At 39.7% G+C, this 22,369-nt stretch carries 25 protein-coding genes; 14 read left to right on the forward strand and 11 right to left on the reverse strand.

Annotated features, from left to right (window positions below):
* Positions 1 to 40 precede the first annotated feature (40 nt).
* Both OB69_RS11065 and OB69_RS11070 read right to left on the reverse strand, forming a co-directional pair.
* Positions 41 to 322: a DUF427 domain-containing protein gene (locus OB69_RS11065; RefSeq protein WP_053223786.1), complete on the reverse strand. Its 282-nt coding sequence runs from the start codon at positions 320 to 322 to the stop codon at positions 41 to 43.
* 139 nt (positions 323 to 461) lie between these two features.
* A complete protein-coding gene (locus OB69_RS11070) occupies positions 462 to 1,685 on the reverse strand; it encodes an NAD(P)-dependent malic enzyme (protein ID WP_053223787.1) in 1,224 nt (407 codons plus the stop codon).
* Between the two features lie 276 nt (positions 1,686 to 1,961).
* On the opposite strand from OB69_RS11070, the gene OB69_RS11075 reads away from it, so the two are divergent.
* From OB69_RS11075 to OB69_RS11085, 3 genes are all read left to right on the forward strand, one after another.
* The gene (locus OB69_RS11075) at positions 1,962 to 2,810 is read left to right on the forward strand and encodes a universal stress protein (RefSeq protein WP_053223788.1); all 849 of its coding nucleotides are present in this window, start codon (positions 1,962 to 1,964) and stop codon (positions 2,808 to 2,810) included.
* A 72-nt stretch (positions 2,811 to 2,882) separates the two neighbouring features.
* Entirely contained in the window at positions 2,883 to 3,236 is a 354-nt protein-coding gene (locus OB69_RS11080) for a translation initiation factor (RefSeq protein WP_053223789.1), read from the forward strand.
* Positions 3,237 to 3,368: 132 nt separating this feature from the next.
* Positions 3,369 to 4,289 (forward strand): proline iminopeptidase-family hydrolase, encoded by a 921-nt coding sequence (locus OB69_RS11085; protein ID WP_053223790.1) that lies wholly within the window; start codon positions 3,369 to 3,371, stop codon positions 4,287 to 4,289.
* A 35-nt stretch (positions 4,290 to 4,324) separates the two neighbouring features.
* Here the strand turns inward: OB69_RS11085 and OB69_RS11090 are convergent, their stop codons facing one another.
* Positions 4,325 to 5,071 carry an SDR family oxidoreductase gene (locus tag OB69_RS11090; RefSeq protein WP_053223791.1) on the reverse strand — a complete coding sequence of 249 codons (747 nt, stop codon included), beginning with the start codon at positions 5,069 to 5,071 and terminating at the stop codon, positions 4,325 to 4,327.
* 49 nt (positions 5,072 to 5,120) lie between these two features.
* A complete protein-coding gene (locus OB69_RS11095; RefSeq protein WP_053223792.1) occupies positions 5,121 to 5,708 on the reverse strand; it encodes a Crp/Fnr family transcriptional regulator in 588 nt (195 codons plus the stop codon).
* Positions 5,709 to 5,912: 204 nt separating this feature from the next.
* Between OB69_RS11095 and OB69_RS11100 the strand changes: the two genes are divergently transcribed.
* From OB69_RS11100 to OB69_RS11115, 4 genes are read left to right on the forward strand one after another with little or no spacing between them, the layout of a single operon-like run.
* On the forward strand, positions 5,913 to 6,491 hold the full coding sequence (locus OB69_RS11100; RefSeq protein WP_053223793.1) for a TetR/AcrR family transcriptional regulator: 579 nt from the start codon (positions 5,913 to 5,915) through the stop codon (positions 6,489 to 6,491).
* 51 nt (positions 6,492 to 6,542) lie between these two features.
* Positions 6,543 to 7,868, forward strand: a complete 1,326-nt coding sequence (locus OB69_RS11105; protein ID WP_053223794.1) for a TolC family protein — start codon at positions 6,543 to 6,545, stop codon at positions 7,866 to 7,868.
* Between the two features lie 25 nt (positions 7,869 to 7,893).
* The gene (locus OB69_RS11110) at positions 7,894 to 9,015 is read left to right on the forward strand and encodes an efflux RND transporter periplasmic adaptor subunit (protein WP_053223795.1); all 1,122 of its coding nucleotides are present in this window, start codon (positions 7,894 to 7,896) and stop codon (positions 9,013 to 9,015) included.
* Between the two features lie 30 nt (positions 9,016 to 9,045).
* Positions 9,046 to 12,204, forward strand: a complete 3,159-nt coding sequence (locus OB69_RS11115) for an efflux RND transporter permease subunit (RefSeq protein ID WP_053223796.1) — start codon at positions 9,046 to 9,048, stop codon at positions 12,202 to 12,204.
* Between the two features lie 90 nt (positions 12,205 to 12,294).
* Here the strand turns inward: OB69_RS11115 and OB69_RS11120 are convergent, their stop codons facing one another.
* From OB69_RS11120 to OB69_RS11135, 4 genes are all read right to left on the reverse strand, one after another.
* Positions 12,295 to 12,477: a hypothetical protein gene (locus tag OB69_RS11120; protein ID WP_053223797.1), complete on the reverse strand. Its 183-nt coding sequence runs from the start codon at positions 12,475 to 12,477 to the stop codon at positions 12,295 to 12,297.
* Positions 12,467 to 13,033, reverse strand: a complete 567-nt coding sequence (locus OB69_RS11125) for a zeta toxin family protein (RefSeq protein ID WP_053223798.1) — start codon at positions 13,031 to 13,033, stop codon at positions 12,467 to 12,469. The genes OB69_RS11120 and OB69_RS11125 overlap by 11 nt, the downstream gene beginning before the upstream one ends.
* Positions 13,034 to 13,138: 105 nt before the next feature.
* The gene (locus OB69_RS11130) at positions 13,139 to 13,717 is read right to left on the reverse strand and encodes a peptidylprolyl isomerase (protein WP_071426765.1); all 579 of its coding nucleotides are present in this window, start codon (positions 13,715 to 13,717) and stop codon (positions 13,139 to 13,141) included.
* Positions 13,718 to 13,816: 99 nt separating this feature from the next.
* Positions 13,817 to 14,698 carry an ATP-grasp domain-containing protein gene (locus tag OB69_RS11135; protein ID WP_082338156.1) on the reverse strand — a complete coding sequence of 294 codons (882 nt, stop codon included), beginning with the start codon at positions 14,696 to 14,698 and terminating at the stop codon, positions 13,817 to 13,819.
* A gap of 72 nt (positions 14,699 to 14,770) precedes the next feature.
* Here OB69_RS11135 and OB69_RS11140 point away from each other — a divergent pair, with 72 nt between their 5' ends.
* On the forward strand, positions 14,771 to 15,346 hold the full coding sequence (locus tag OB69_RS11140) for an aspartyl/asparaginyl beta-hydroxylase domain-containing protein (RefSeq protein WP_053223800.1): 576 nt from the start codon (positions 14,771 to 14,773) through the stop codon (positions 15,344 to 15,346).
* On the opposite strand, the gene OB69_RS11145 is transcribed toward OB69_RS11140, so the two are convergent.
* The 3 genes from OB69_RS11145 to OB69_RS11155 are packed head-to-tail and all read right to left on the reverse strand — an operon-like array spanning position 15,333 to position 17,876.
* Entirely contained in the window at positions 15,333 to 17,027 is a 1,695-nt protein-coding gene (locus OB69_RS11145; RefSeq protein ID WP_053223801.1) for a carbamoyltransferase C-terminal domain-containing protein, read from the reverse strand. The genes OB69_RS11140 and OB69_RS11145 overlap by 14 nt on opposite strands.
* Positions 17,028 to 17,033: 6 nt before the next feature.
* Positions 17,034 to 17,510, reverse strand: coding sequence for a hypothetical protein (locus OB69_RS11150; protein WP_053223802.1), 477 nt, complete (start codon positions 17,508 to 17,510; stop codon positions 17,034 to 17,036).
* 60 nt (positions 17,511 to 17,570) lie between these two features.
* Positions 17,571 to 17,876 carry a HesB/IscA family protein gene (locus tag OB69_RS11155; protein ID WP_157608557.1) on the reverse strand — a complete coding sequence of 102 codons (306 nt, stop codon included), beginning with the start codon at positions 17,874 to 17,876 and terminating at the stop codon, positions 17,571 to 17,573.
* Positions 17,877 to 18,096: 220 nt separating this feature from the next.
* On the opposite strand from OB69_RS11155, the gene OB69_RS11160 reads away from it, so the two are divergent.
* The 6 genes from OB69_RS11160 (at position 18,097) to OB69_RS11185 (ending at position 22,013) form a co-directional block, all read left to right on the forward strand.
* Positions 18,097 to 19,125, forward strand: coding sequence for a glycosyltransferase family 2 protein (locus tag OB69_RS11160; RefSeq protein ID WP_071426772.1), 1,029 nt, complete (start codon positions 18,097 to 18,099; stop codon positions 19,123 to 19,125).
* Between the two features lie 129 nt (positions 19,126 to 19,254).
* Positions 19,255 to 19,776, forward strand: a complete 522-nt coding sequence (locus OB69_RS11165; protein WP_053223858.1) for a DUF7935 family protein — start codon at positions 19,255 to 19,257, stop codon at positions 19,774 to 19,776.
* 6 nt (positions 19,777 to 19,782) lie between these two features.
* Positions 19,783 to 20,205: a YkvA family protein gene (locus tag OB69_RS11170; RefSeq protein ID WP_053223804.1), complete on the forward strand. Its 423-nt coding sequence runs from the start codon at positions 19,783 to 19,785 to the stop codon at positions 20,203 to 20,205.
* A gap of 38 nt (positions 20,206 to 20,243) precedes the next feature.
* Positions 20,244 to 20,882, forward strand: a complete 639-nt coding sequence (locus tag OB69_RS11175) for a thioredoxin family protein (RefSeq protein WP_053223805.1) — start codon at positions 20,244 to 20,246, stop codon at positions 20,880 to 20,882.
* Positions 20,840 to 21,490 (forward strand): oxidoreductase, encoded by a 651-nt coding sequence (locus OB69_RS11180; protein WP_053223806.1) that lies wholly within the window; start codon positions 20,840 to 20,842, stop codon positions 21,488 to 21,490. The genes OB69_RS11175 and OB69_RS11180 overlap by 43 nt, the downstream gene beginning before the upstream one ends.
* A gap of 1 nt (position 21,491) precedes the next feature.
* Complete coding sequence (locus tag OB69_RS11185; RefSeq protein ID WP_053223807.1) at positions 21,492 to 22,013, forward strand: hypothetical protein; 522 nt, start codon at positions 21,492 to 21,494, stop codon at positions 22,011 to 22,013.
* Positions 22,014 to 22,369 lie beyond the last annotated feature (356 nt).

A 22,369-nucleotide genomic window follows, 5' to 3' on the forward strand; every position in this document is an offset into this window, starting at 1 on the left:
GGTTTTCAAAACCATACACGTTTTTTAGCAGTACTAAAGTTTACTCTTCAACTTTCACTCCTCTCCAAAAAGCTACATAGTTTTTGATGCCTTTGGCCATTTCTTTGGTTTCGGGGTAGAACCAAGCGGCATCTGGGTTTTCGCTACCGTTTACTTCAATGGTATAATAACTGGCTACGCCTTTCCATGGGCAGGTGGTGTGCGTGTCTGTTTTTGTGAAGTATTCTTTTTTGATCGAATCGTGAGGGAAATAGTGGTTTCCTTCAATCACAATAGTGTCGTTACTTTCTGCAATTACTTCTTCGTTCCAAATGGCTTTCATGGCTTAAAATTAAAATTGAGGTAAGCTATTCCTGTTTTAGGAAGCTTACCTCAATTTAACCGAGCATACTGCCTGCTGGTTCAAAGTTTATTTATCAAATGTCGGGGAGTGAACAATTGGATAATTAGACTACATAAATTTAGCCTTTCAGTTTGGCCTCTTCTCTTTCTATTTCTGCTTCTAATTCTCTTTCATGATATACCGCTTGTTCTACTGCATTAGCTACAATGTCAGCCAAAGAGGTATCTAATGCCGAAGGAATCACCTGATCTTTGGTAGGGTGCTCAACGCTCTTTGCAATAGCAAAGGCAGCGGCTAGTTTCATTTCCGTACTGATGGTTTTTGCACGGGCTTTCAGAGCACCTTTGAAAATACCAGGGAAGGCCAAAACATTATTGATCTGATTAGGGTAATCGCTTCTACCAGTGCCTACAATCGCAGCTCCTCCTTCAAAAGCTTCTTCTGGGTGAATTTCAGGCTCTGGGTTGGCCATTGCAAAAATGATAGGGTCTTTGGCCATATTCTGAATATCTGCCTTGGTAAGTACATCTCCCTTGCTCACACCAATAAACACATCGGCTCCTTTGATGATCTCATGAATATCGCCTTCTACATCTTGGAAGTTTGAGTACTTTAAAAGCTCAGTTTTAGCTGAGTTCAAGTCGTATCTTCTTCTATGAATAGCGCCTTGGCTATCGGCAACGATCAATTGTTTAATTGAAACACAAAGTTCAGATTCTACATTGTAGCAACGCAAAAGCTTGGCAATGGCAATTCCAGCAGCACCAGCCCCATTGATTACTACTTTCATGTCTTCTACTTTTTTGCCTACTACTTTGGCTGCATTAATCAAAGCCGCAAGGGTTACAATGGCGGTTCCGTGTTGATCATCATGAAAAACAGGAATACCAAGGTCTTGTAGCTTTTCTTCGATAATAAAGCTTTCAGGCGCCTTAATATCTTCAAGGTTAATACCTCCAAAAACTGGAGCAATTCTTCTAATAGTATCTATGATATCGTCAGTATCATCGCAATCCAAACAAATAGGAAAGGCATTAACCCCTGCAAATTTTTTAAAGAGCATGGCTTTTCCTTCCATTACGGGTAGAGATGCTAAAGCCCCAATATTGCCTAAACCTAAAACGGCTGTTCCATTTGTAATCACGGCAATAGTATTGCCCTTAATGGTCATGTCGTAAGCCAGCTCTGGATTTTTCTCTATTTCTAAACAAGGTTGGGCAACCCCCGGAGAATACAGCAAAGAAAGGTCTTCCTTGCTGTTTACATCCATTTTATTGGTGATTTCGATTTTCCCTTTAAGGTTGTTATGTAGGTCGATAGACTTTTTATATACTTCTTTCATATTCGTAGTTCCGCTTTTCAATTCTTTACCCCCATTGGGTAAACGGTCGTAAAGTTAGGGATATCATCGCTATTAGCAGCCAAATATTCTTTCTCAAATAACTAAATGTTGGCGATTGACGATTGTCTGGGTGTCTATTCTAGCCAATATATTTGGAGGACTAAACTTTCTTTTTAAAGCTGGTAGCTTAAAAAACATGACGTACATCATTAAAATTATCTAACCATTTTCGGTAATTCATGGTTGAAAATATGAAATCACTAAAAAGCTAAAACCATGAAAACCATCCTCGTACCCATAGATTTTTCTGAGCAGTCTAAATATGCTTTGAATTTTGCTGCTCAATTGGCCGAAAAAGGCAAACTTCAAATTCAAGCTATTCATATTATTGAAGGCCCCCAAAACCATACTTTCAATACTATGGGTGATGGTATTGCCAATGAATCGGAGGACTATTTTTTCTTAAAGCAACTGCTTGAGAAGACCAAAGAAAACATGCGCAACCTTGTGGAAAGTAAGGCTTATGCAGGAATTAATATTACAGGTTCTGTAGAGATAGGGAATCCGTATCAGAGTATCTCAAAGGCCATTGCCGATCATCAGGCTGATTTGGTTGTGATGGGTTCTAAAGGTGTAAGTGGGATTGATGAAGTGTTAATTGGCTCGAATACTGAAAAAGTTGTGCGTCATGCCAAATGTCCTGTAATTACTATCAAGTCAGAAGTAAAATTGAATACCATTCAGAATATAGTGTTGGCCACCAATTTACGTGAAGAACAATCGAGACTTTTTGTAGAGCTTAAAAAATTACAAGCATTAACTGGAGCTAAATTGCATTTGGTGAAAATTAATACCACCAACGATTTCCATACCCAGCGTCAAATGCAAGATGAGTTTGTAAGGTATATCAACGACCATCAATTGGCCAATGTGCATACTGCAATTTATAATGAGACTTCTGAGGAAGAAGGAATTTTGGCTTATGCCGAAGATGTTAATGCAGATATGATTGCCATTGGAACACACGGTCGAACCGGCTTGCTGCATTTATTGAGTGGAAGTATTGCTGAAGATTTGGTGAATCATTCTCAAATTCCAGTTTGGACACTCTCTAGGAAGAAATAAGGATCGATAGATCCAAAATCAGAATTTTAATACAGAAAGCCCGAAATTGCTCGGGCTTTCTTATTTTTGAAAATGGTCAAGAAAAGTAATCGAGATAAGGGACGTTCTGGTGTGGTTTATTCTACCAGCGATGATTTTCAATACAAATATGAAAACGATTTCACCCAAGAAACGCTAGTGCCTAGTGCTCAAAAGTTGAAGGTGATGTTGGATAAAAAAAGCCGTGGAGGTAAGCAAGTAACCCTTGTGGAAGGTTTTGTCGGAACGGATGACGATTTGAAAGAATTGGGTAAACTACTCAAGCAGAAATGTGGTGTAGGTGGGTCGGCTAAAGACGGAGAGATTCTAATTCAAGGTGATTTTAGAGATAAAATACTTCAGTTGCTCCAATCGGAAGGTTACAATGTCAAAAGGGTAGGAGGTTAGCTGAGAACTGTATTATTAATTGACCAAGGAACTCCTAGCTTAAATATTATTCAGGAAGTTTGCGCTCACCGTTTTTCATCCTGAGGAACGAAGGATATAGAAACGAGAAGTTTTTAATCAACATTAGAACTTATGAGAACCCTACTTTTACTCACCATTTGTTCCGTATTGCTTGGTTGCCAGTTCAGTGAAAAGGAAATTCCGACCACCTCAGGTTTTCTAGAAATCAACGGTTCTCAAGTGTATTATAAAACCATGGGGCAGGGCGATCCTCTGGTGATTGTCCATGGCGGCCCTGTGATGGAGCATTCCTATTTTCTCCCTCATTTTGACGAACTCGCCAAAGACTACCAGCTTATCTTTTACGATCAAAGGGCTTGCGGACAATCTTCCGTAGAGGTACAAGTCGAGACCATGAACTTAGCAGGTTTCGTAGACGACATAGAGCAAATCAGACAAACACTGAAGCTAGAGAAGATTAATTTGTTCGGTCATTCTTGGGGTGGATTGCTGGCCATGAAATACGGAATCAAGTATCCTGAAAATTTAAATCACCTCATACTTTCCAACTCCATTGCACCAAGTGTAGCCGATTGGCAATTAGAAGGAGGTCGTGTGTCAGAAAGGGCTACGAATAAAGATCGCGAAGACCGCCAAGCCATTATGGAGTCTGGGGCATTGCAAACTTTAAACCCCTCTAAAGCAATTGAAAAACTACTGCGCATATCATTCCGACCTCAAATGTACGATACCACGAACTTGAGTAAGCTCAAGCTCTTTGTGCCACAAGATTATATGCAGCGCAGTCAGGTTTTTGGCTTATTGGGACCCGATTTAGCGGATTTCGACCTTTATTCTGACTTGAAGAAAATCACCTGCCCTACGTTGATTATCTATGGCAGTGAAGAACCTGCCGCAAGCCTTCATGCCGAAAGAATGACGGATAGCTTCCCTAACGGTCAACTGTCCATCATTCAAAAATCTGGTCACTTTCCTTTTGTAGAAAATGAAAAGCAGTTTTTCGCAACCATTCAATCCTTTTTAGAAAAATAATATCAAGCGGCCCTCCAAAAGTTGGTAGTTCTATTTTATTTCGAACCCAAACTGTTGATTTTCTTTAGCGCAAAACTGGGGGCTATTCTGAAAAGCGCATAAAGAATTTTCACTCCTGCTACCTTAATTTCAGTTTGACCTTTTCTCAATCCTTTGAGCATTCCTTCTACCGCTTTTTCTACCGTAATGGCAATTTTAGGTGGATTTCCTTTGTGCCATGGCGTATTTACTACTGGCAATAATATTTCAATTATTTCAAGGTTTCGTTTCGAAGACTGAATTCTGAGCACTTGAGTAAATGAATGTAAAGCAGCTTTAGTCGCACCATAAAACGGGTAAACAGCTCGGGGCGAATAGATCAAACCAGATGTAATGTTAATCACTGCGGGATTTGGATTTTGTTCTAACAGCGGAGAGAAAAGTTTTGTCAGTGCAATTGGAGCCATTAGATTGACCTGAATTTCCTTTTTCGCTACTTCTAGAATATCGGGCGTATCATGAAAATTGAGGGTATGAGTAATGGCTGCATTGTTCACCAAAACATTACAGGTAGGGTGTTTTTCCTTGACCCAATCAAAGAGTTTTGTAGGGCCTTCTTCTTCAGATAAATCGCAAGCCAAATAATCGATAGAAGGCATTTGAGCTTTTGTGCGCTTTAATTTTTCTAGTGAGCTGCCACAGATCAATACTTTATTGTTGAGTTGGATTAACCTTTGGGCAAGTTCCAGTCCAACGCCTGAACTTCCTCCGGTAATTAATACGGTGTTGTTTTCAAGTTTCATTTTTTTTGACAAAACTAGACTCCGTGAAAACTCAAAACATTGACCTAGGTTAAGATGGCTCTTTTTTTCTTACGCGGCTTAAAGATTCTGGGGCTATTCCTAAATAGGATGCAATCATATGCTGCTTCAATCTGTGTTCTAGATTTGGGAAACGCTCTAGAAAAATTTGGTAACGGCTTTCTGCATCCAAGAACAAAAATTCCCGTTCGCGAGCTTCTTTCATAATGAATGCCTTTTCCAATACTTTAATCAATAACTCATTCCAGCAGGGGTGGCTTTCTTTCAATCGGAGCCAGCTTACATAACTGATGGTCAGTACTTCCGAATCTTCCAGTGCCTCGATAGAAAAGTACGAAGCTTGGTTCAATACCATGGCCGAATAAGCACTTACAAAGCTATGTTCGGGCACAAAAACTTTGGTGTATTCTTTTCCCTCTTGGTCGGTATAAAGAAAACGGAACAGGCCTTTTGTAACAAAGCCAAAAATCTTGGGTGTTTCTCCGGCTTCAATATAACGATCGCCTTTCTTCAATTGAACCAGTTTTGTCAAAGCTAAGAATCGCTGAGTTTCAGAAGATGGCACTCCACTAAACCATGGACTTTGGATTACTTTTTCTGTAGCGGGGTTAATAGTCATTGGCTTATACTGGTATTTAAGAAGGAGTACAAGGGTCTAATTTACTCTTTTCAAGAGAAAAATACTGAATCAGAGGAACCATCTAGGCATGAAAACTCTTCCTTAACTCTGGTTCTGAAAAATAATGTTGAAATTTTTCAACAACGCGGGAACTAATCAATCGTTATACTGATTGAACGTTCATTCAGTTTAAGTAAATCCATTATGGAACCCATAGCAGAAAAGAAAAAACTCATTTTAGAAAGTGCCTTAGCGCTTATTAAAGATCATGGTTTTCATGGTTGCCCAATGAGCATGATGGCGAAAAATGCAGGAGTGGCAGCAGGCACCATTTATACCTATTTCGATAGCAAAGATGACTTGATTGGTGAGCTATTCTTTTACGCAAAGAGTATAATTTTTAACCATGTAAGCGGAAGCGATGATCCTTCGTTGGATTTTAAAACACGATTTTTTAACTACTGGAATAACTTAAGTGAGCTCTATTTAGACCGCCCAGAAATACAGAGCTTCTTTGAACAATTTATGATTTCACCTTTCAATACCCGTGAAATTCAGAATGCAGATTCTCCATGGCATGATTGGAATAGTAACTTCTTTCAAGAAGGAATTGACAAGGGGATTTTAAGAAATCTTTCGCCCGACATTCTCTTTATCATGGTGATCGGAAGTGTCAATTCCATGTCGAAAGTCAGGCAGAATTTTAGTGAAAAAGTTGCAGAAAGAGGAATCGATCTTAATCAACTCGCAGAAATGACCTGGGACGCGATTAGGAAACAGTAAGATTTTCCCCACAAAAGAATAAACATAAACCTTTAAAACAGATAGATTATTATGAGAGGAATTAAGCAATTCTTGCTTTATGGCCTATTGGTTTTTCTAGTGCCCAAACTAACAATTGGACAAGAAAATCAACCAATGAATACCAAACTCAGCTTAGACCAGATTTTGGATTACGCCTTAGAAAATAGCCCCATGATTCAGCAATCGTTGCTGGATGAAGAAATTGGGGAACATGAAATTAAATCAAGTTTATCGGGTTGGTTGCCTCAAGTGACAGCCGATTTTGGTGCTTCGCATAATATTAAGCGCCAAACTCAGGTCATTGGAGATCAGCTAATCACTTTTGGGCAGAATTATAATTCAAACCTGCTTTTTCAGGTAAATCAGACATTATTTAATCGCGACCAGTTTTTTGCTTTACAAACAAAAGACTTGGTGCGTTCGCAACTCGATCAGAGCACTGAAGGAAATAAGGTGAATACGGTGGTGATGGTAAGCAAAGCATACTACGATATTCTGTTGACCTACGAGCAACTCGAAATTTTAGATGAAAACCTGAACCGTTTGCAAAAACAGTATCAGGATGCCAAAAGCCGTTACGAATCTGGCTTGGTAGATAAAACGGACTATCAAAGGGCTGGTATATCACTTTCTAATCTTAAAAGCGATAGAAACCGAGTAGCTACTTCTTTGGATGCTAAGTTTGCTTATTTAAAACAGTTAATGGGTTTTCCATTGCCCAATGATTTGAATCTAGATTTTGATTATGCGGCCATGGAAAAGGAAACCGTGATGGATACTACTGAGGAATTAATGGTGCAAAACCGAATTGAGCATCAACAAATGGAAACGCAACTCTCCTTATTTGGATTGCAAACCAAGTATCAAAAGTGGTCATTCATCCCTAAGGTTTCCGCCTATTATAATTATAATATGTTGTTTTTTAATAATGAATTTTCCGATCTGTACCGAAAAAATTACCCTACTTCTGTAGTGGGTGTTTCTGTGGGCATACCAATCTTTCAAGGTGGAAAAAGAACTCAACAGATTAAGATTGCCGAACTCAATGAAGAGCGTCTTCAGTTAAGCAAAATCAATTTAGAAGGCCAAATCAATACCGAATACGAAACGGCTTTGGCTGCTTACAAAAGCAATCTATATGAGTGGGAGTCGGTAAAGGAAAACATGGAATTGGCTGAAGAGGTGTACAACATTATCAAGTTACAATATGATGAAGGTATCAAAGCCTACGTGGATCTTATTGTGGCAGAAACCGAACTAAGAACTTCACAACTCAACCACTACAATGCACTTTATAAGGTTTTAGCCAGCAAGCTCGACCTGAAAAAGGCTTTAGGGAACATAGAAATCAATTGATCAAGCAAATAACTATTTCAAAATAATGAGAACACAAGCTACAATATTGACCTTGGCTGTAATGCTATTTGGCATTTCATCATGCAGCAAATCAGAGGCCACTGTACAACAAGCTGCACCTCCGGCTGTGGCGGTAAAAGCTATTACGGTAGAACAAAAACAGGTAACTGCGATAGATGAATACCCTTCTACAGTAGTACCTAAAAACGAGGTAGAATTAAGACCTCAAATTAGTGGTACAATTACCAATATTTTTATTCAGGATGGGCAAACTGTTAAGAAGGGGCAGAAGCTCTATGAGATCGATCGAAGTAAATATGAAGCAGCAAAACAGCAAGCAGAAGCGGCTGTTGCTATTGCGGAATCTAATTTGGCTCGAATCACAAAAGATGTAGAGCGTTATGAACGATTGATTGAAAAAGATGCTATTGCAAAGCAGCAAGTAGATTATGCTAAAGCGGATTTGCTTACAGCACAGTCGCAGCTTACTGCGGCCAAAGCACAATTAGAAAGCTCAAAAACCGATTTGAGCTACACTTTAGTAACAGCTCCGTTCGATGGTACCATCGGTATTTCGCAAGTACGTTTAGGGGCTCAAGTTTCACCGGGTCAGCCATTGCTGAACACCTTGTCGTCAGACAACCCAATTTTGGTGAACTTCTCGATCAGTGAGCGCGAAATTCCTAGGTTCAATCGCTTGATGAAAGGAAACGATAATCCAGATTCACTTTTCACTATCTCTTTTCACGATGGATCAGTTTACCCGTTTGTGGGTGAATTAGTAACAATAGATCGCGCTGTTGGAAGACAAACAGGAACGATCAGTTTGAGAGTGAAATTCGACAATCCTAATCGTGATCTTATTTCTGGAATGACGGTTTCTATGCGCGTAATCAACCAAGATTATGGTCAGCAAGTAATCATACCTTACAAAGCCGTAACCGAGCAAATGGGAGAATATTTTGTCTATGTAATCGACAATGAAAATACGGTGAGTCAGCGCAAGCTAGAATTGGGGAGTTTACTAGGCGCAAACATAGCGGTGCGCAGTGGTTTAAAGCCAGGGGAGAAAATTGTTTTTGAAGGAATTCAGAAACTTAGACAGGGCGCGAAAGTAGCACCTGAAATGCTTCCTTCTCAATTGTAATATCAATTCCATCTTCAAAAATTAAAAAGAATGATATCACAAACTTTTATAAAACGGCCAGTCATGGCAATGGTAATTTCCATTGTGATTGTGCTGGTAGGGGCTTTGGCAGCACTCAATTTGCCGGTTACCCAATATCCAGATATTACACCACCAGTGGTTTCTGTTTCGGCCAATTATACTGGCGCAGATGCTAAAACGGTGGAGCAAACGGTAGCTACACCTATCGAAACGCAGATTAACGGTACTCCGGGCATGGCTTACATTAGCTCGAACAACACAAGCACTGGCCAGATGCAAATGAACGTAACCTTTGAAGTAGGTACCGACATTAATATAGCCACTTTGGACGTGCAAAACCGTGTGAGTATTGCTGAACCTACTTTGCCAGAGGCTGTTCAGCGTTTGGGTGTAACAGTAAGAAAACGTAACCCAAGTATCATGATGGTAATTGGCTTGTATTCGCCAGAAGGTTCTCACGATACTAAGTTTCTTTCCAATTACGCCAACATTTATGTACGCGATGCGCTATTGAGGGTAAAAGGGGTAGGAGACATTGTTTCCATAGGTCAAGATTTCAGTATGAGGGTTTGGTTGAAACCAGACAAACTTGCTCAGTATGGAATTTCTTCTGCAGAAGTAACGGCTGCCATTAGAGAGCAAAACTTACAAGTAGCTGCCGGAACTGTGGGCGGAATGCCTCAGTATCAATCACAGGCTTTTGAATACCCAATTACCGTGAATGGTAGATTGGAAAATGAGGCTGAGTTCGAAGACATTGTTCTGAGAACTGATGTTGATGGTTCTTTAGTGTATTTGAAAGATGTAGCCAGGGTAGAATTGGGTCAGTTCAGTTATGGTCGTCAGTCGATTATCAACCAGAAAGACGCTACTATATTGTTGGTGTACCAAGCACCGGGCAGTAACGCTATAGATACTGCCGAAGGAATTTATGAGGCGATGGATGAGCTGAAAGCGGCTTTTCCTGCCGATATGGATTATATCGTGCCGTTCGAGGCGGTTTCAGTGGTGCAGGTTTCCATCAATGAAGTACTGACCACTTTTGCTGAAGCATTGCTTTTGGTAATTATCGTTGTGTTCCTCTTCCTGCAAAGTTGGAGGGCTACTTTAGTACCAATTTTGGCGATTCCAGTTTCTATTATTGGAACCTTTATTTTCTTTGTGCCGCTTGGTTTTACCATCAACACATTAACCATGTTTGGTTTCGTATTGGCCATTGGTATTGTGGTAGATGATGCCATTGTGGTGGTAGAAGCTGCTCAGCATTACATCGATCGCTATAAGCTTTCAGCCAAAGAGGCAACCATGCGGGCTATGAAAGACATTACAGCTCCAGTAATTGCTATCGCTTTAATTTTGGCTGCGGTATTTATACCAGTTGGTTTTATTCCGGGTATTGTAGGTAGAATGTACCAGCAATTTGCCATCACTATTGCTATTTCAGTATTGATTTCGGCCTTTGTGGCTTTAACACTTACTCCGGCATTGTGTAGCTTATTGTTGCGTCCGTCTAAAGTGAATGAAAATGGAAAAGGCATTAATAAGTTCTTCTTCAAATTCAATAATTGGTTCGAAAGAGTAACTTCTTCTTACTCAAATGGAGTGAAAAGAAGTATTAAAGGAGCTCCACTGGTATTGATTCTATTGGCCTGTATTTTCGCAGGAACTATCGGTTTATTCCAGTCAAAACCAACAGGTTTTATTCCTACTGAAGACGAAGGTCGTTTGTTCATTTCATTAGAGTTGCCAGAAGGTGCGTCTAGCGCCAGAACAAGAGCGGTAATGGATGAAATGGCGCAAATCATAAATGACACAGAAGGAATAAACAATGCCACAGGTATTGGTGGATTGAATGCGATTAACTTCTCGTTTAAGCCAAACTCAGGTACTTTCTTCCTTCAAATGGATCCTTGGGAACAAAGAAAAGAACCTTCACAGCAGTTATTTGGCCTTATCGGTCAGTTAACTCAGAAATTTGGAGTGATTAAAGAAGCCAATATTGTGGTAATTCCACCGCCAGCCATTCCTGGTTTAGGTCAAACAGGTGGATTTAGTTTTATGCTAGAACAAAAAGCTGGTGGCGACATCAAAGAATTGGAACAAGTGATGGGACAATTCTTAATGGCAGCCAATCAGAGGCCTGAAATTGCCATGGCCTATAGTTTCTTTACCGTAAAAACTCCAGGCTATAATGTTGAAGTAGATCGTGAAAAAGCGAAGAAACTTGGGGTGAATATTTCGGATGTATTTGCCACCATGTCGAATTACATGGGAAGTAGCTACATCAACGATTTCACCCGCTACGGAAGAAACTTTAGGGTAGTAGCCCAAGCAGATACTTCGTATCGAACTAGAATTGAGGATTTAAATCAGTTTTATGTGCAAAGCCGACAAGGTGGAGCGGTACCGTTGAGTGCTTTAATCAGTTACAAAGTGGTAGAAAACGCACCAGTGATTTCTCACTACAACCTTTTCCGTTCTTTAGAAATTAATGGTAATGCTGCCCCAGGCTATAGTTCTGGTCAAGCTTTAGCAGCTTTAGAAGAAGTGGCTGCGGAAGTACTACCTGCAGGCTATGGTTACGATTTCTCCGGCTTGAGTAAGGAAGAATTGGCCTCAGGCAATAGCACCATTATGATTTTCGCTTTGGCGATTGTCTTGGTGTCATTGTTATTGGCTGCTCTTTACGAAAGCTGGTCGGTTCCTTTTTCTGTGCTTTTGGCTTTGCCATTGGGAGCTTTTGGAGCTATTGTAGCCCTTACTTTCTTGCCAAAATTGGATAATAACGTTTATGCTCAAATTGGTTTGATTACCCTGATTGGTTTGGCCGCCAAAAACGCCATTCTAATTGTGGAATTTGCCAAAGAGCGTGTGGATAGAGGAGTGCCATTAGTGGCGGCTACTTTAGATGCAGTGAAGCTGAGATTGCGTCCAATTATAATGACATCGCTGGCCTTTATTTTGGGTGTTGTGCCTTTGGCTATGGCGCATGGTGCAGGAGCGGTAGCGCGTCAAACCATTGGCTGGACAGTAATTGGAGGTATGCTTGCTGCTACATTCTTGGCCATTTTCTTTGTGCCAGTATTGTATGTAGTGATCACAAGAATTGCGTACGGTAAAAAAGAATTGGCAGCATTAGAAGCCAGTTATGTTCCTGAAGAGGAATAGAAAATAGTTGTAAGTTGTTGATGTATGGAAACCGGCTTGATTTATTTCGAGTCGGTTTTTTTATGGGAAGTTGAATTATTTCAAATGAAATTAGTTCTTGGAATTCGTAGTAAGAGGTATGTCTTTCGGAGCTATTTCAATTACTTTTCCGTTGCGAGAAACGATTAAAGGACTATTGTTCCTTTTCTTGAACTCAACCATTTTTCTGTAAGCCTCCTTAAGTCCCAAGCTTACTTTTTGCTCTAATTCTTTTAATTCGTCTTTAATGTCCATTATACTTTCTGTTTAAATCAGACCAAATTTTTTCATTTTTTATAACCACTTCAGAACCCGATCCTTGAGCAATAAACTCAAAATTTTCAGACGAGTTGTCCACCAAAATCCATTTATCCACAATGGATTTATAGATTTTAAAGAAGTTTACTAAACCGTTAAAGTATCTTCTTTCAATTGTTGTAACTGGAATGTTATGCCCTCCTTCTTTAACTCTTGTATCAACTCTATGAATTGCCAAGTCAACGGAGTCAAGTGCTAAGAAAAGCAGTATAACTTCGTAACCACGTACTCTTGTCATTTTAACAAACCCTTGATAAGACTTTGTTGATAACGTTGTTTCAAACGCAAATGATTCTTCATTGTTTACCAGTTCTTTGATCCTTAGAAGCATTAATCTGCCAGCTCTGATGCCAGCTTTCTCTGGGTTTAAAGGAGAAATCCCTTTCGCTATTTCATCTGCGTTTACGAATTCGTCACAGTCAAATATTTCTGGAAGAATTGTGTAGGAAAGAGTTGTTTTTCCAGCTCCATTCGGCCCTGCTATGATGTACATTTTCTTCACATCACAAATATAGGATTTCTTATCCTAGTTATTGTAGAAGCCCTTTCAACAAGTTAAGCCTTCCATTTAGTGACTTTCTTTAATTATGATTTAAGCTTACTTCAAAACACTAATCGAGTAAATCTTAACCTTCTCTACTAGGTATTGATTTTTGTCTTCTCGTTGCTGAATTTTCTTCACGATATCCATGCCTTTGGTCACCTTACCGAAGGTGGCGAAACCTTGCCCATCAGGGTTTCTCTTTCCTCCGAAATCTAAAGAGGGTTGGTCTCCGATACAGATGAAAAATTCAGCAGTAGCCGTGCCCGGCCCAACCCGCGCCATAGATAAAACACCGTCTTTGTGTAAAATTCCAGTTTTCTCGGTGGTTTCATGTTCAATAGGCGGATAAGAAGTCACCGAACGGTTATAGGAAATGCCACCTTGAATCACTTCAATCTTCACATCGTTATTCGGCTGATTGTCCATTCTTACTGTACGGTAAAAACTGGCGCTATCAAACTTATGGTTCTCAATGTACTTAATGAAATTTGCTACAGTAATAGGCGCCTCATCTGGGTAAAGTTCGGCCATAATGGAACCCAATTCGGTTTTTATTTCAATATTTACCACTTGGGCTTTAAGGCCGAAAAATGAAGTCAGCAGCAGCAATGTGAAGAGGAATGTTCTTTTCATAGCAAATCGTTTGATAGTATGAAAGATATGTTTTTTAATAATTAACCTGCCTAAGAATTTGGTCAACTACTCACTCGGCCATTTGAATGGCGAAGAAACTTAAATACAACCCGCCAAAACATCAGCAGCCTTTGGGTTCAACCTAAACCAAAGTTCTGGTTCAATCATTTCTAACTCGATAATGGCCAGTTCATCATTGTTATCGCGAATAATATCTACTCGAGCCAAAGAAGGACTTGGGCTGCAAACCGACACTGCTTTTTCAGCGAAATCCATTTCTGCTTGAGTAGGTTGATAGTCGTGGACGCTTCCACCAAAATCATCCTGCACACGGAAATCACCCGGTTTGGCCACTTTTAACACCGCATGAGTAAATTGGCCTCCCATCACCATTAAGGAAATTTCACCTTTAAAAATATTCTTCTGAAAAGGCTGAAGCATAAAGGCTTCGTTCTGAATTAATTTTTGAAAAATGGCCTCGTGTGCTTCAATATTATCTGCATTTAACTTGTAAGTGTGGCGCGATGCCCCCGATACGCAAGGCTTTAAAATGGTTTCTTCCCAACCTGTTAGTGTATGTAGTTCTTTCAAAGAAGTGGTAGTGCCTTTTTCTATATAATGGGTTTCGGGAATGTTAATGCCGCGCTTTTCTAGATCACCCAAATAATGCTTGTCCATATTCCAGCGCACCAAGTCTATGGCGTTAATCAGGGTGCTTTTCTCTGAAACCAAATCTAGCCACAACTGCCATTCTTCAAAGCGCTCAAAGTAATCCCAAGTAGTTCTGATTAGTACTTTATCTGTGCTACTCCAATCAAAATCAGGGTCTGACCATGATTTACGAACTGCTTTAAGCCCTTTCTTTTCCAAAGCAGAAAGTATGATTTGATCTTCTGTGAGAACATTCTGCACATAAGGAGTGATCTTTTCTGGAGCTACATACTTATCGCAGGTTGCGATTACTATATCGAATTGAACCATAGTGACTATTTGAGGCAAATATAATTTCATTCCTTACACACAAAAGTTTTTTCTACTGTAAATTGTAGACCTATGTTGCCAGAAAAAGTACGCCTTCCATTTCATTTTGATAAATCCTTATTGGTTAATGATCTTAACAAAATATATGGAGATTGGACCGAACATTTTGTGAAGGATAACTATTCTGGAGATTGGAGTGTGATTCCACTCAGAGGGCCAAAAGGAGCAACTCATCCTATCCTCATGATTTTTTCTGCTCCTGGTGTTACAGAATTTGAAGACACACCTTTTTTAGCGAACTGTGAGTATTTTAGACAAGTAATTGGAACATTTAAAACCAAAATAACAAGTGTTAGACTAATGAAGCTTGGTGCAGGCTCGGAAATTAAGGAGCATCGGGATTATGATTTGGATGAAGAAAATGGAATTGTAAGGCTCCATGTTCCTGTAGTGACGAATGACAACGTAGAGTTCTATCTAAACAAAAAACGAGTAATTATGAAGGCAGGTGAATGTTGGTATTGTCGACTCTCTGACCCTCATTCGGTTCATAATCGTGGCACTGAAGATCGCGTTCATATGGTGTTGGATATGGAGCTGAATGACTGGCTTAAAAACCTGTTATTGCCAGAGGCTATTTCTGAATAATGTAGTTTTCAATGGCTAAAACATCTAATGCGGATTCGTTGAAAAGCTCGATGGCCTGCTGAGGCGTTTCAACTATGGGCTGGCCTTTTTTATTAAAAGAGGTGTTAAGCACCATTCCATGTCCACTTATGTTTTTTAACTCTAGTAGTAGTTTATAGAAAGGTTTGTTCCAACTACCATCTACGGTTTGTACTCTGGCGGAACCGTTAACATGGGAAACGGCTTTTAATTTATTGATCCATTCTTCTTTAACTTCATCAACTAAAATCATGTAGGGGCTTTCAAAACCGTGTTTGAAATAAAGGTGAACATCTTTTGCAAGCACAGCAGGAGCAAAAGGTCTAAAGTCTTCACGAAATTTGATGTTTTGATTGATATGGAGCTGCATTCTTTCATTAAATGGACTGGCCAATATTGATCTACTTCCCAATGCCCTAGGGCCAAACTCACATCTATCCTGAAACCAACCAATTGTTTTTCCTTCAGAAATAAGTTTTGCTGTAGAGCTTAGAAACTCACTACGGTTTTGATAATGCGTTACGTTTAAGTTTGGGAATGAATCTTTTAGTGTTTGAGCTACATCTTGGTCGGAATAAGAAATACCAAAGCAAGTGCTTCCGTTGTGCTGCTTTCTTTTTTCTTTTAATAATTCTAACCAACCGTAGTAAGCACAACCCAAAGCCAGTCCATTATCTGCTGCTGCAGGTTCAATGTAAAGTTGGTTAACAAGTCCCTTTTGAATCATTTTGGCATTTGCTACAGCATTTAAAGCTACGCCTCCAGAGTAACTTAAAGGCTGGTTACCGTTTAATACAGTTCTACTTTCGACTATATAAATGATGGCTTTTTCCACTTCCTTTTGTGCCCAAAAAGCAACATCTGCATAATATTGAAAACTCTTCTGGAAAGTAGGGTAATCTAAGGCTGGGGTTTTTAGGCTTGTTTTCCATTCTTCACGAACAAACACTCTTCCATTTTCAAAACTAAAAGCTTCTTGCGTATACACGTTCTTATTTCCGAAAGGAGCCAAGCCCATCAATTTACCAGCATCGCTCATGTTTCCGAAGCAATATTGGCTTATGTAAGCATAAAATCCACCAATTGAATGTTTGGTAGTGGGCATCTGAACTGCATTCCCTTTTGGAATGTCCATTTCGCTAAAATCCTTGAACAGAACTTTGAGGTTTTCACCATCATAATGGTAGAAGCTATCTTTTTCACATATGAGGCCACTAAGTCCGTTTTCAGAAAACCCCAATTCTTCCAGTGAAGGGTGTAAATCTTCGGTACATTGTTGATAGGGACTGCCACAACCATCAATCACCAAGATATTGAATGCCGAAAAAGGGCTTGTGCCAATAGTGCTGTACGCATGTGCCAAATGGTGAGAAATAGAGTGAAGGGGTGTTTTGGGATAACTTTTGAATATTCTTTCTCCCTGAAATCGGTTGCGTTCTGGAACTACAAAATTCTCACATTGTACAGTAAGTGCAATGTCATCCATTGTAATTCTGAGTGCATCTAGGCAATATTGAATAGCAAGGTTATCATTGCCTCCATCATGTTTGATTCGGCTTAGCCTTTCCTTTTCTATGGCAATGGCTACTTCACCATTTTTTAGAATTACAGCAGAACCATCATGCGATAAGCCAGTACCCAAAACGTAAATGTCTTTAAGCATAGTCCATTATTGCCTTAGCCAGTATTTCATTTTTGGAAAACTATCTGAATCCGTTAGCCCCATCCATTCCAATAGGGGAAGGCCTATGTATTGACCGTTTTCAAAGTTTTCGATCAACCATTCTGAATCGTTTTTGTAGCCTTCAGGATGAAACACAATTTGAGGGGCTAGATTTAAATGCTTTAGTGCAGCATACGACCATAAAATAGCCGCCATTTCATCACTTTCTCCCTCGGGTTTGTGCTCCTCAATATTACCAGAAATACTAGCTCGTTCTTTAGGCGTCATTACGGCAATATGACCCGCCTCGTGAAGTAAGTCACCAGGGTATTTCAGCTTACCTTGGTCAATAAAAAGCACTCCTTTATCTATATTAATACCAGGTAAAAAAGTTGATTCCTTAATAGATGTGTACTGAATAGGAATACCAATTTGTTCTAAAAATTTGGTAATCGTGTTAATTAGATGAGTATTGTCAAGCATAATGTTTTTTTGCTTGGCAAAATATAAGAATTATAGGAGTTTTGTTGACGCTTTTAAAGCTTATTCTTCCTTGTCGGGGTTTACGAAAGTAAAACCTCTTGCATCTGCTCCTTCATAAAAATCGACTTCTAAGCCCAATAAATACATGGTTTGCCGCTTTTCAACGTGCACATTTACTCCGTCTACTTGATAAGTGATGTCGCCTTCTTTGGGTTTGTCGAAACCCAGTAAGTAGCCCATTCCACCGCAGCCAGAACCACCTTTTACGCCAATTCTTAAACCATATCCTTCAGGAATACTTTTGTTGGACATAATGCTTTTCACCTCTTCCAAGGCTTTTGGTGTAATGGTTACTGGTTCTAACACTTGCGACATATCACTACTTTGTTTGAGTTGTAAACTTAGTCAGAATTGAGAATGTTCCATTCCTTCCGCTTAAGTTGTTGAATATCTTTTAAACTTATGGCTTCTCTATTGATTGGGTTCGGAATATGTGAATATTAATGCTTTTGCCCCTTTATTTCGGTAATTTCAAATTTCTTGAATTCGGCACTTATAAAACCCGCTGAAAATTAACATGCATTCTATGAACTCAAATAGTTCTGGCGCATCGCCATTGGTGTCCATTATTATGGCCGCAAAAGATACTGCACCTTATTTGCACGAATGCATAGATTCTATTATTGCTCAGTCTTACCCCCACTGGGAATTGATTGCCGTGAATGACCATTCTACAGATGAGACCCCTGAGATTTTGAAGGCCTATACTCAAAAAGATAAACGCATTAAGCTGTATCATAGCGAACGCAATTTCCTGATTCCTACTTTAAAACATGGTTATGCTTATGCCCAAGGTGAATTAATCAATAGAATGGATTCGGATGATATAATGCCGCCAGATAAACTACAAGTGCTGGTGGAGGAATGGCAGAAGTATGGAAAGGGAACGGTAGTGGCAGGAGGCACAGCCCATTTTGTAGATGAAGGCGAAGTGGGTGAAGGTTTTTTACGTTACGACCGCTGGCTAAACGAAATAGCCACCGATGATAATCACTATGAAGAAATTTATAAAGAGTGTTCTATTCCTTCTCAGTGCTGGTTAATGCACAAAGACGATTTTGATGCTGTTGGGGCTTTCAACCCTGAGGTTTATCCAGAAGATTACGATCTCTGTTTTCGGGTTTATAAGCATGGGTTAAAAATCGTGGGCTTAAATAAAGTGCTTAATCATTGGCGCGATAGGCCAGATAGGATTTCAAGAACGCTTAAAGTGTATAAAGACAATCGCTACTTCGATTTGAAATTGGGCTATTTTTTCGAGCTCGATCGTGATGAATCAAGACCTTTGGTGCTTTGGGGAGCTGGCACTAATGGAAAGGAAATGGCCAAACTTCTTCAGGAAAGAAGTCAGTCGTTTTACTGGGTTTGTAACAATCAAAAGAAAATTGGTTTAGAAGTGTACAATGTGCTAATGAGGCATGTAAGCTTTATACAAGAATTGGAAAACCCACAAATTATGGTGGTTGTGGCATCGCCAAAGGGGAAAGAGCAGATAAGAAAGCGATTAGCAGACTATAAAAAGCAGCCAGTAATCGACTTCTGGTTTTTTCTATGACATGATTGACCTTCTTTTCAAACAATGAAAAAATGAAAATCTAGTTAGATCAATGGCTTTGGCCAATAATCTCATTATTTTCACTCACAATTTCCGATAGTCTAGCAGAATGTCGTATTAAAAATGAACATGGAATACCTTACCGATTTAATTCAAATTTTAATTCCAGCGGGGCTAGTGCTTTATGCTGTGTATTTAGTTGTCAGAAATTTTTTGCAAAAGCAGTTCGATGCTCAATTGATTGGGCTCAAAATGAAAACTACTGACACTGTTTTGCCCATTCGACTTCAAGCCTACGAGCGCACCTGTTTGTTGCTGGAGCGCATTTCGCCCAATAATATGCTGCTTCGGTTGAGTAACCCTAGTATAAACGCTTTCGAATTTCAACACTTGTTATTGAACGAAATTGGTGAAGAACTAAACCATAACCTTTCGCAGCAGGTTTATATGAGCGATGAGGCATGGCAGCGAGTTCGAGATACGGTGAACATAATTATTGCCGTTATTCAAGATGCCTCTCAAGAAATGAAGGCCGAAAATAATGCTATAGATTTATCTCAGACAATTTTTGATAAGATGATGAAGCTCGAGAGTGACCCCATTGGTGATACGCTCTCTTTTGTAAAAAATGAAATTAGACAAGTTTTTTAATCGTGTATGAGTAAGGAGAAGGATTTAAACGAAAGAGAAGAGCGATTTTTTGGCAAAATGAAAGCCAAGGCGGGTAAAATTGTGAATGACCGCGTAAAGCTCAAAGAGCTATTGGCCGATACACAAAAAAAGATGGAAGCCAGTAGTAGTGATGACTCTCTTAAAGCAAAAATCGTTGAGTTTCTATCCTTGATTATGCGCATGATTTCAAGTTATTTGAAAGGTGTTTATACTGAAACGCCTTGGCAAACCATTATCATGTTTGTGGCAGGCTTAATCTATTTTGTTACTCCAATCGATGCCATTCCTGACTTTATTCCCGTTGCCGGACTTATAGATGATGCTACCGTTCTGGTTTGGTTGGGAAAAAGCTTCAGAAGCGATGTGGATCGCTTCAAAAAATGGGAAGAATCGAACGATTCTGAATAGCCTTTGGTTTCCATATTGTCATCCAAAAATCATGACTTATGGAAGCTGTTATTACCAAAGAATTACTTGAAAACGCTATGAGCTATGAGCAATATTTAAGCTTGCTTAGTGGCTTATTAATGGAGGAAAAAACGACTGGAGAGAATCAGTCGGAGGCCATGCTTAATTATGCGCGAATGAACGACAAGCGCATGAAAAAGTGGACTAAAATTGGAAAGTTAACTCCCGAAACTCAAGAGCGTTTACTCAACATTACATCTCCGCTCACATTATTAGTAATAACCGAAGGCTGGTGTGGTGATGCCGCTCAAAACCTGCCCTTCATTTATAAAATGACGCAGCTGAATCCGCTTTTAGAAATGAAAATGATTTTGCGCGATGAACACCCAGAAGTGATCGATCAATTTCTAACCAATGGCGGACGTTCTATTCCAAAAATTATTGGCCTAGATCCTGAAAGTTTAACTGTTTTAGGCGATTGGGGGCCAAGGCCTACCGAAATTCAAAACGAGTTTTTAGAAAATAAAAAGACGCAAGAGCGCACCGCAACCGAGTTTGCAGTGTATTTACACTTGTGGTACGCTCAAGATAAAGGCATAACTCTACAGAATGAATTTTTGGCTAAATTAGAGTTATGGAACAAAAAACAGCAATCGTTGCCGGTGCAAGCGGACTGATTGGCCGGTCACTCACTCAAAATTTATTGAACAGCAACCAGTATGCTAAGGTCATAGCACTGGTTAGAAAACCCTTGGGTATTTCGCATCAGAAATATGCCGAACTCAACATTGATTTCGATCAGCTAGAAAGTATGAAAGATTTCCCAAAAGCAGATGATATTTTCTGCTGCTTGGGAACAACTATTAAAAAGGCAGGGTCGAAGGAAGCATTTTATAAAGTGGATTTTACCTACTGCTACAATTTGGCAGAAAGGGCTTTGAGTTCTGGAGCCGAAAGGTATTTCTTGGTGTCAGCCATGGGCTCAGATAAAAACTCAAGGTATTTTTATAACAGGGTGAAAGGGGAGCTGGAAGATAAAATCTCTTTTCTGGCTTACCGAACCATTTATATTTTCAAACCGAGTTTGTTGCGTGGCAACCGTAGTGAGAGTCGGCCCGGTGAAAAGTTTGCGCAAATCATTACCCGTATTATTCCGTTTATTGGTCCATTGAAAAAGTACCGACCTATCCATGCCGATAAAGTGGCAGACGCCATGATGAAAGTAGCCAAGCAAGACGATAAAGGTTGCTATTATTACCAGTCAGAAATTATGCAGAAGATGTGAAATGAAGGATTTACTTAAATCGAAACTCTGGCTTTCTGAATTGCTTTGGTTGTTGCTGAGCGCAATTTTCTCATTATTGCTTGTTTTTACTTTCTTTAAAGTAACATCGGTGTTTGGTGATACCTCTTTCGGAATTGGCGACACTTATTTTATTGCAGAAACCTCAGTCTTCTTTTTTCTGGTTTATGCGGCCATTGGCAGTTGGACTTTTATTATGCGTGCATTTGTCAGTAAATTCAAAAATGCAGTCCAAGTTATTTTCCTTGCACTCTTTATCGGACTTTCAATTTATTTGCTTCATCAAGCTTTACCAGCTGACGGAGTGAATAAAGGTTTTGAGAATGACGGAGAATGGATTCTTTACGCCCCTTTTTCGAGTCTGAGTTTTCAAGATAAACTGGGTGTTTTGGGTGATATGTTCCTTCAAGGGGTTTGGACGGTTTGGCTTTATTTCGGACTGATTATGAGCTTCATTGGACTTTTGGGGAGACTGTTTTGGCTTTCTCGTAGGGATATGGAGTGAGAACAGGTCGCCCCTCTGGGGCTTTGTATATCTTTTCACTATTGTCTACAAACAGGACACCCCTCTGGGGTTTGTCGGATTGAATCTCGTTATAATCATGAGTTTGAAAGCTGTCTTGAGTCTAACTACATCTGCAAGAGTCCCAGCGGGACGACCTGTTTGTAGAAAGATTTAAATATTAGTTTTAGAGCTCCGTAGGAGCGGCCTGTGTTTGGTCGTAAATATGGTGTAAAGACATTCGCCCCGCTGGGGCTTATGTTTTTAATCCTCTGTTTGCCTACCAACAGGGCACGCCTCTGGGGTTATTGGGTTGAGCTATTGAATAGTAAACTTAAGTGCCGTATTGATTTCTACTG

This window comes from Roseivirga seohaensis subsp. aquiponti, assembly GCF_001267955.1.
GTDB classification, from domain to species: domain Bacteria; phylum Bacteroidota; class Bacteroidia; order Cytophagales; family Cyclobacteriaceae; genus Roseivirga; species Roseivirga seohaensis.

Coding starts and splice junctions, on each gene's coding strand:
- OB69_RS11120 (WP_053223797.1), bottom strand. CDS start 12,477: ATGGACATTAAAGACGAATTAAAAGAATTAGAGCAAAAAGTAAGCTTG.
- OB69_RS11070 (WP_053223787.1), bottom strand. CDS start 1,685: ATGAAAGAAGTATATAAAAAGTCTATCGACCTACATAACAACCTTAAA.
- OB69_RS11130 (WP_071426765.1), bottom strand. CDS start 13,717: ATGAAAAGAACATTCCTCTTCACATTGCTGCTGCTGACTTCATTTTTC.
- OB69_RS11165 (WP_053223858.1), top strand. CDS start 19,255: ATGGAATACCTTACCGATTTAATTCAAATTTTAATTCCAGCGGGGCTA.
- OB69_RS11065 (WP_053223786.1), bottom strand. CDS start 322: ATGAAAGCCATTTGGAACGAAGAAGTAATTGCAGAAAGTAACGACACT.
- OB69_RS11115 (WP_053223796.1), top strand. CDS start 9,046: ATGATATCACAAACTTTTATAAAACGGCCAGTCATGGCAATGGTAATT.
- OB69_RS11175 (WP_053223805.1), top strand. CDS start 20,244: ATGGAAGCTGTTATTACCAAAGAATTACTTGAAAACGCTATGAGCTAT.
- OB69_RS11170 (WP_053223804.1), top strand. CDS start 19,783: ATGAGTAAGGAGAAGGATTTAAACGAAAGAGAAGAGCGATTTTTTGGC.
- OB69_RS11150 (WP_053223802.1), bottom strand. CDS start 17,510: ATGCTTGACAATACTCATCTAATTAACACGATTACCAAATTTTTAGAA.
- OB69_RS11125 (WP_053223798.1), bottom strand. CDS start 13,033: ATGTACATCATAGCAGGGCCGAATGGAGCTGGAAAAACAACTCTTTCC.
- OB69_RS11185 (WP_053223807.1), top strand. CDS start 21,492: ATGAAGGATTTACTTAAATCGAAACTCTGGCTTTCTGAATTGCTTTGG.
- OB69_RS11075 (WP_053223788.1), top strand. CDS start 1,962: ATGAAAACCATCCTCGTACCCATAGATTTTTCTGAGCAGTCTAAATAT.
- OB69_RS11110 (WP_053223795.1), top strand. CDS start 7,894: ATGAGAACACAAGCTACAATATTGACCTTGGCTGTAATGCTATTTGGC.
- OB69_RS11140 (WP_053223800.1), top strand. CDS start 14,771: ATGTTGCCAGAAAAAGTACGCCTTCCATTTCATTTTGATAAATCCTTA.
- OB69_RS11085 (WP_053223790.1), top strand. CDS start 3,369: ATGAGAACCCTACTTTTACTCACCATTTGTTCCGTATTGCTTGGTTGC.
- OB69_RS11145 (WP_053223801.1), bottom strand. CDS start 17,027: ATGCTTAAAGACATTTACGTTTTGGGTACTGGCTTATCGCATGATGGT.
- OB69_RS11135 (WP_082338156.1), bottom strand. CDS start 14,698: ATGGTTCAATTCGATATAGTAATCGCAACCTGCGATAAGTATGTAGCT.
- OB69_RS11090 (WP_053223791.1), bottom strand. CDS start 5,071: ATGAAACTTGAAAACAACACCGTATTAATTACCGGAGGAAGTTCAGGC.
- OB69_RS11105 (WP_053223794.1), top strand. CDS start 6,543: ATGAGAGGAATTAAGCAATTCTTGCTTTATGGCCTATTGGTTTTTCTA.
- OB69_RS11095 (WP_053223792.1), bottom strand. CDS start 5,708: ATGACTATTAACCCCGCTACAGAAAAAGTAATCCAAAGTCCATGGTTT.
- OB69_RS11100 (WP_053223793.1), top strand. CDS start 5,913: ATGGAACCCATAGCAGAAAAGAAAAAACTCATTTTAGAAAGTGCCTTA.
- OB69_RS11180 (WP_053223806.1), top strand. CDS start 20,840: ATGGAACAAAAAACAGCAATCGTTGCCGGTGCAAGCGGACTGATTGGC.
- OB69_RS11080 (WP_053223789.1), top strand. CDS start 2,883: ATGGTCAAGAAAAGTAATCGAGATAAGGGACGTTCTGGTGTGGTTTAT.
- OB69_RS11160 (WP_071426772.1), top strand. CDS start 18,097: ATGAACTCAAATAGTTCTGGCGCATCGCCATTGGTGTCCATTATTATG.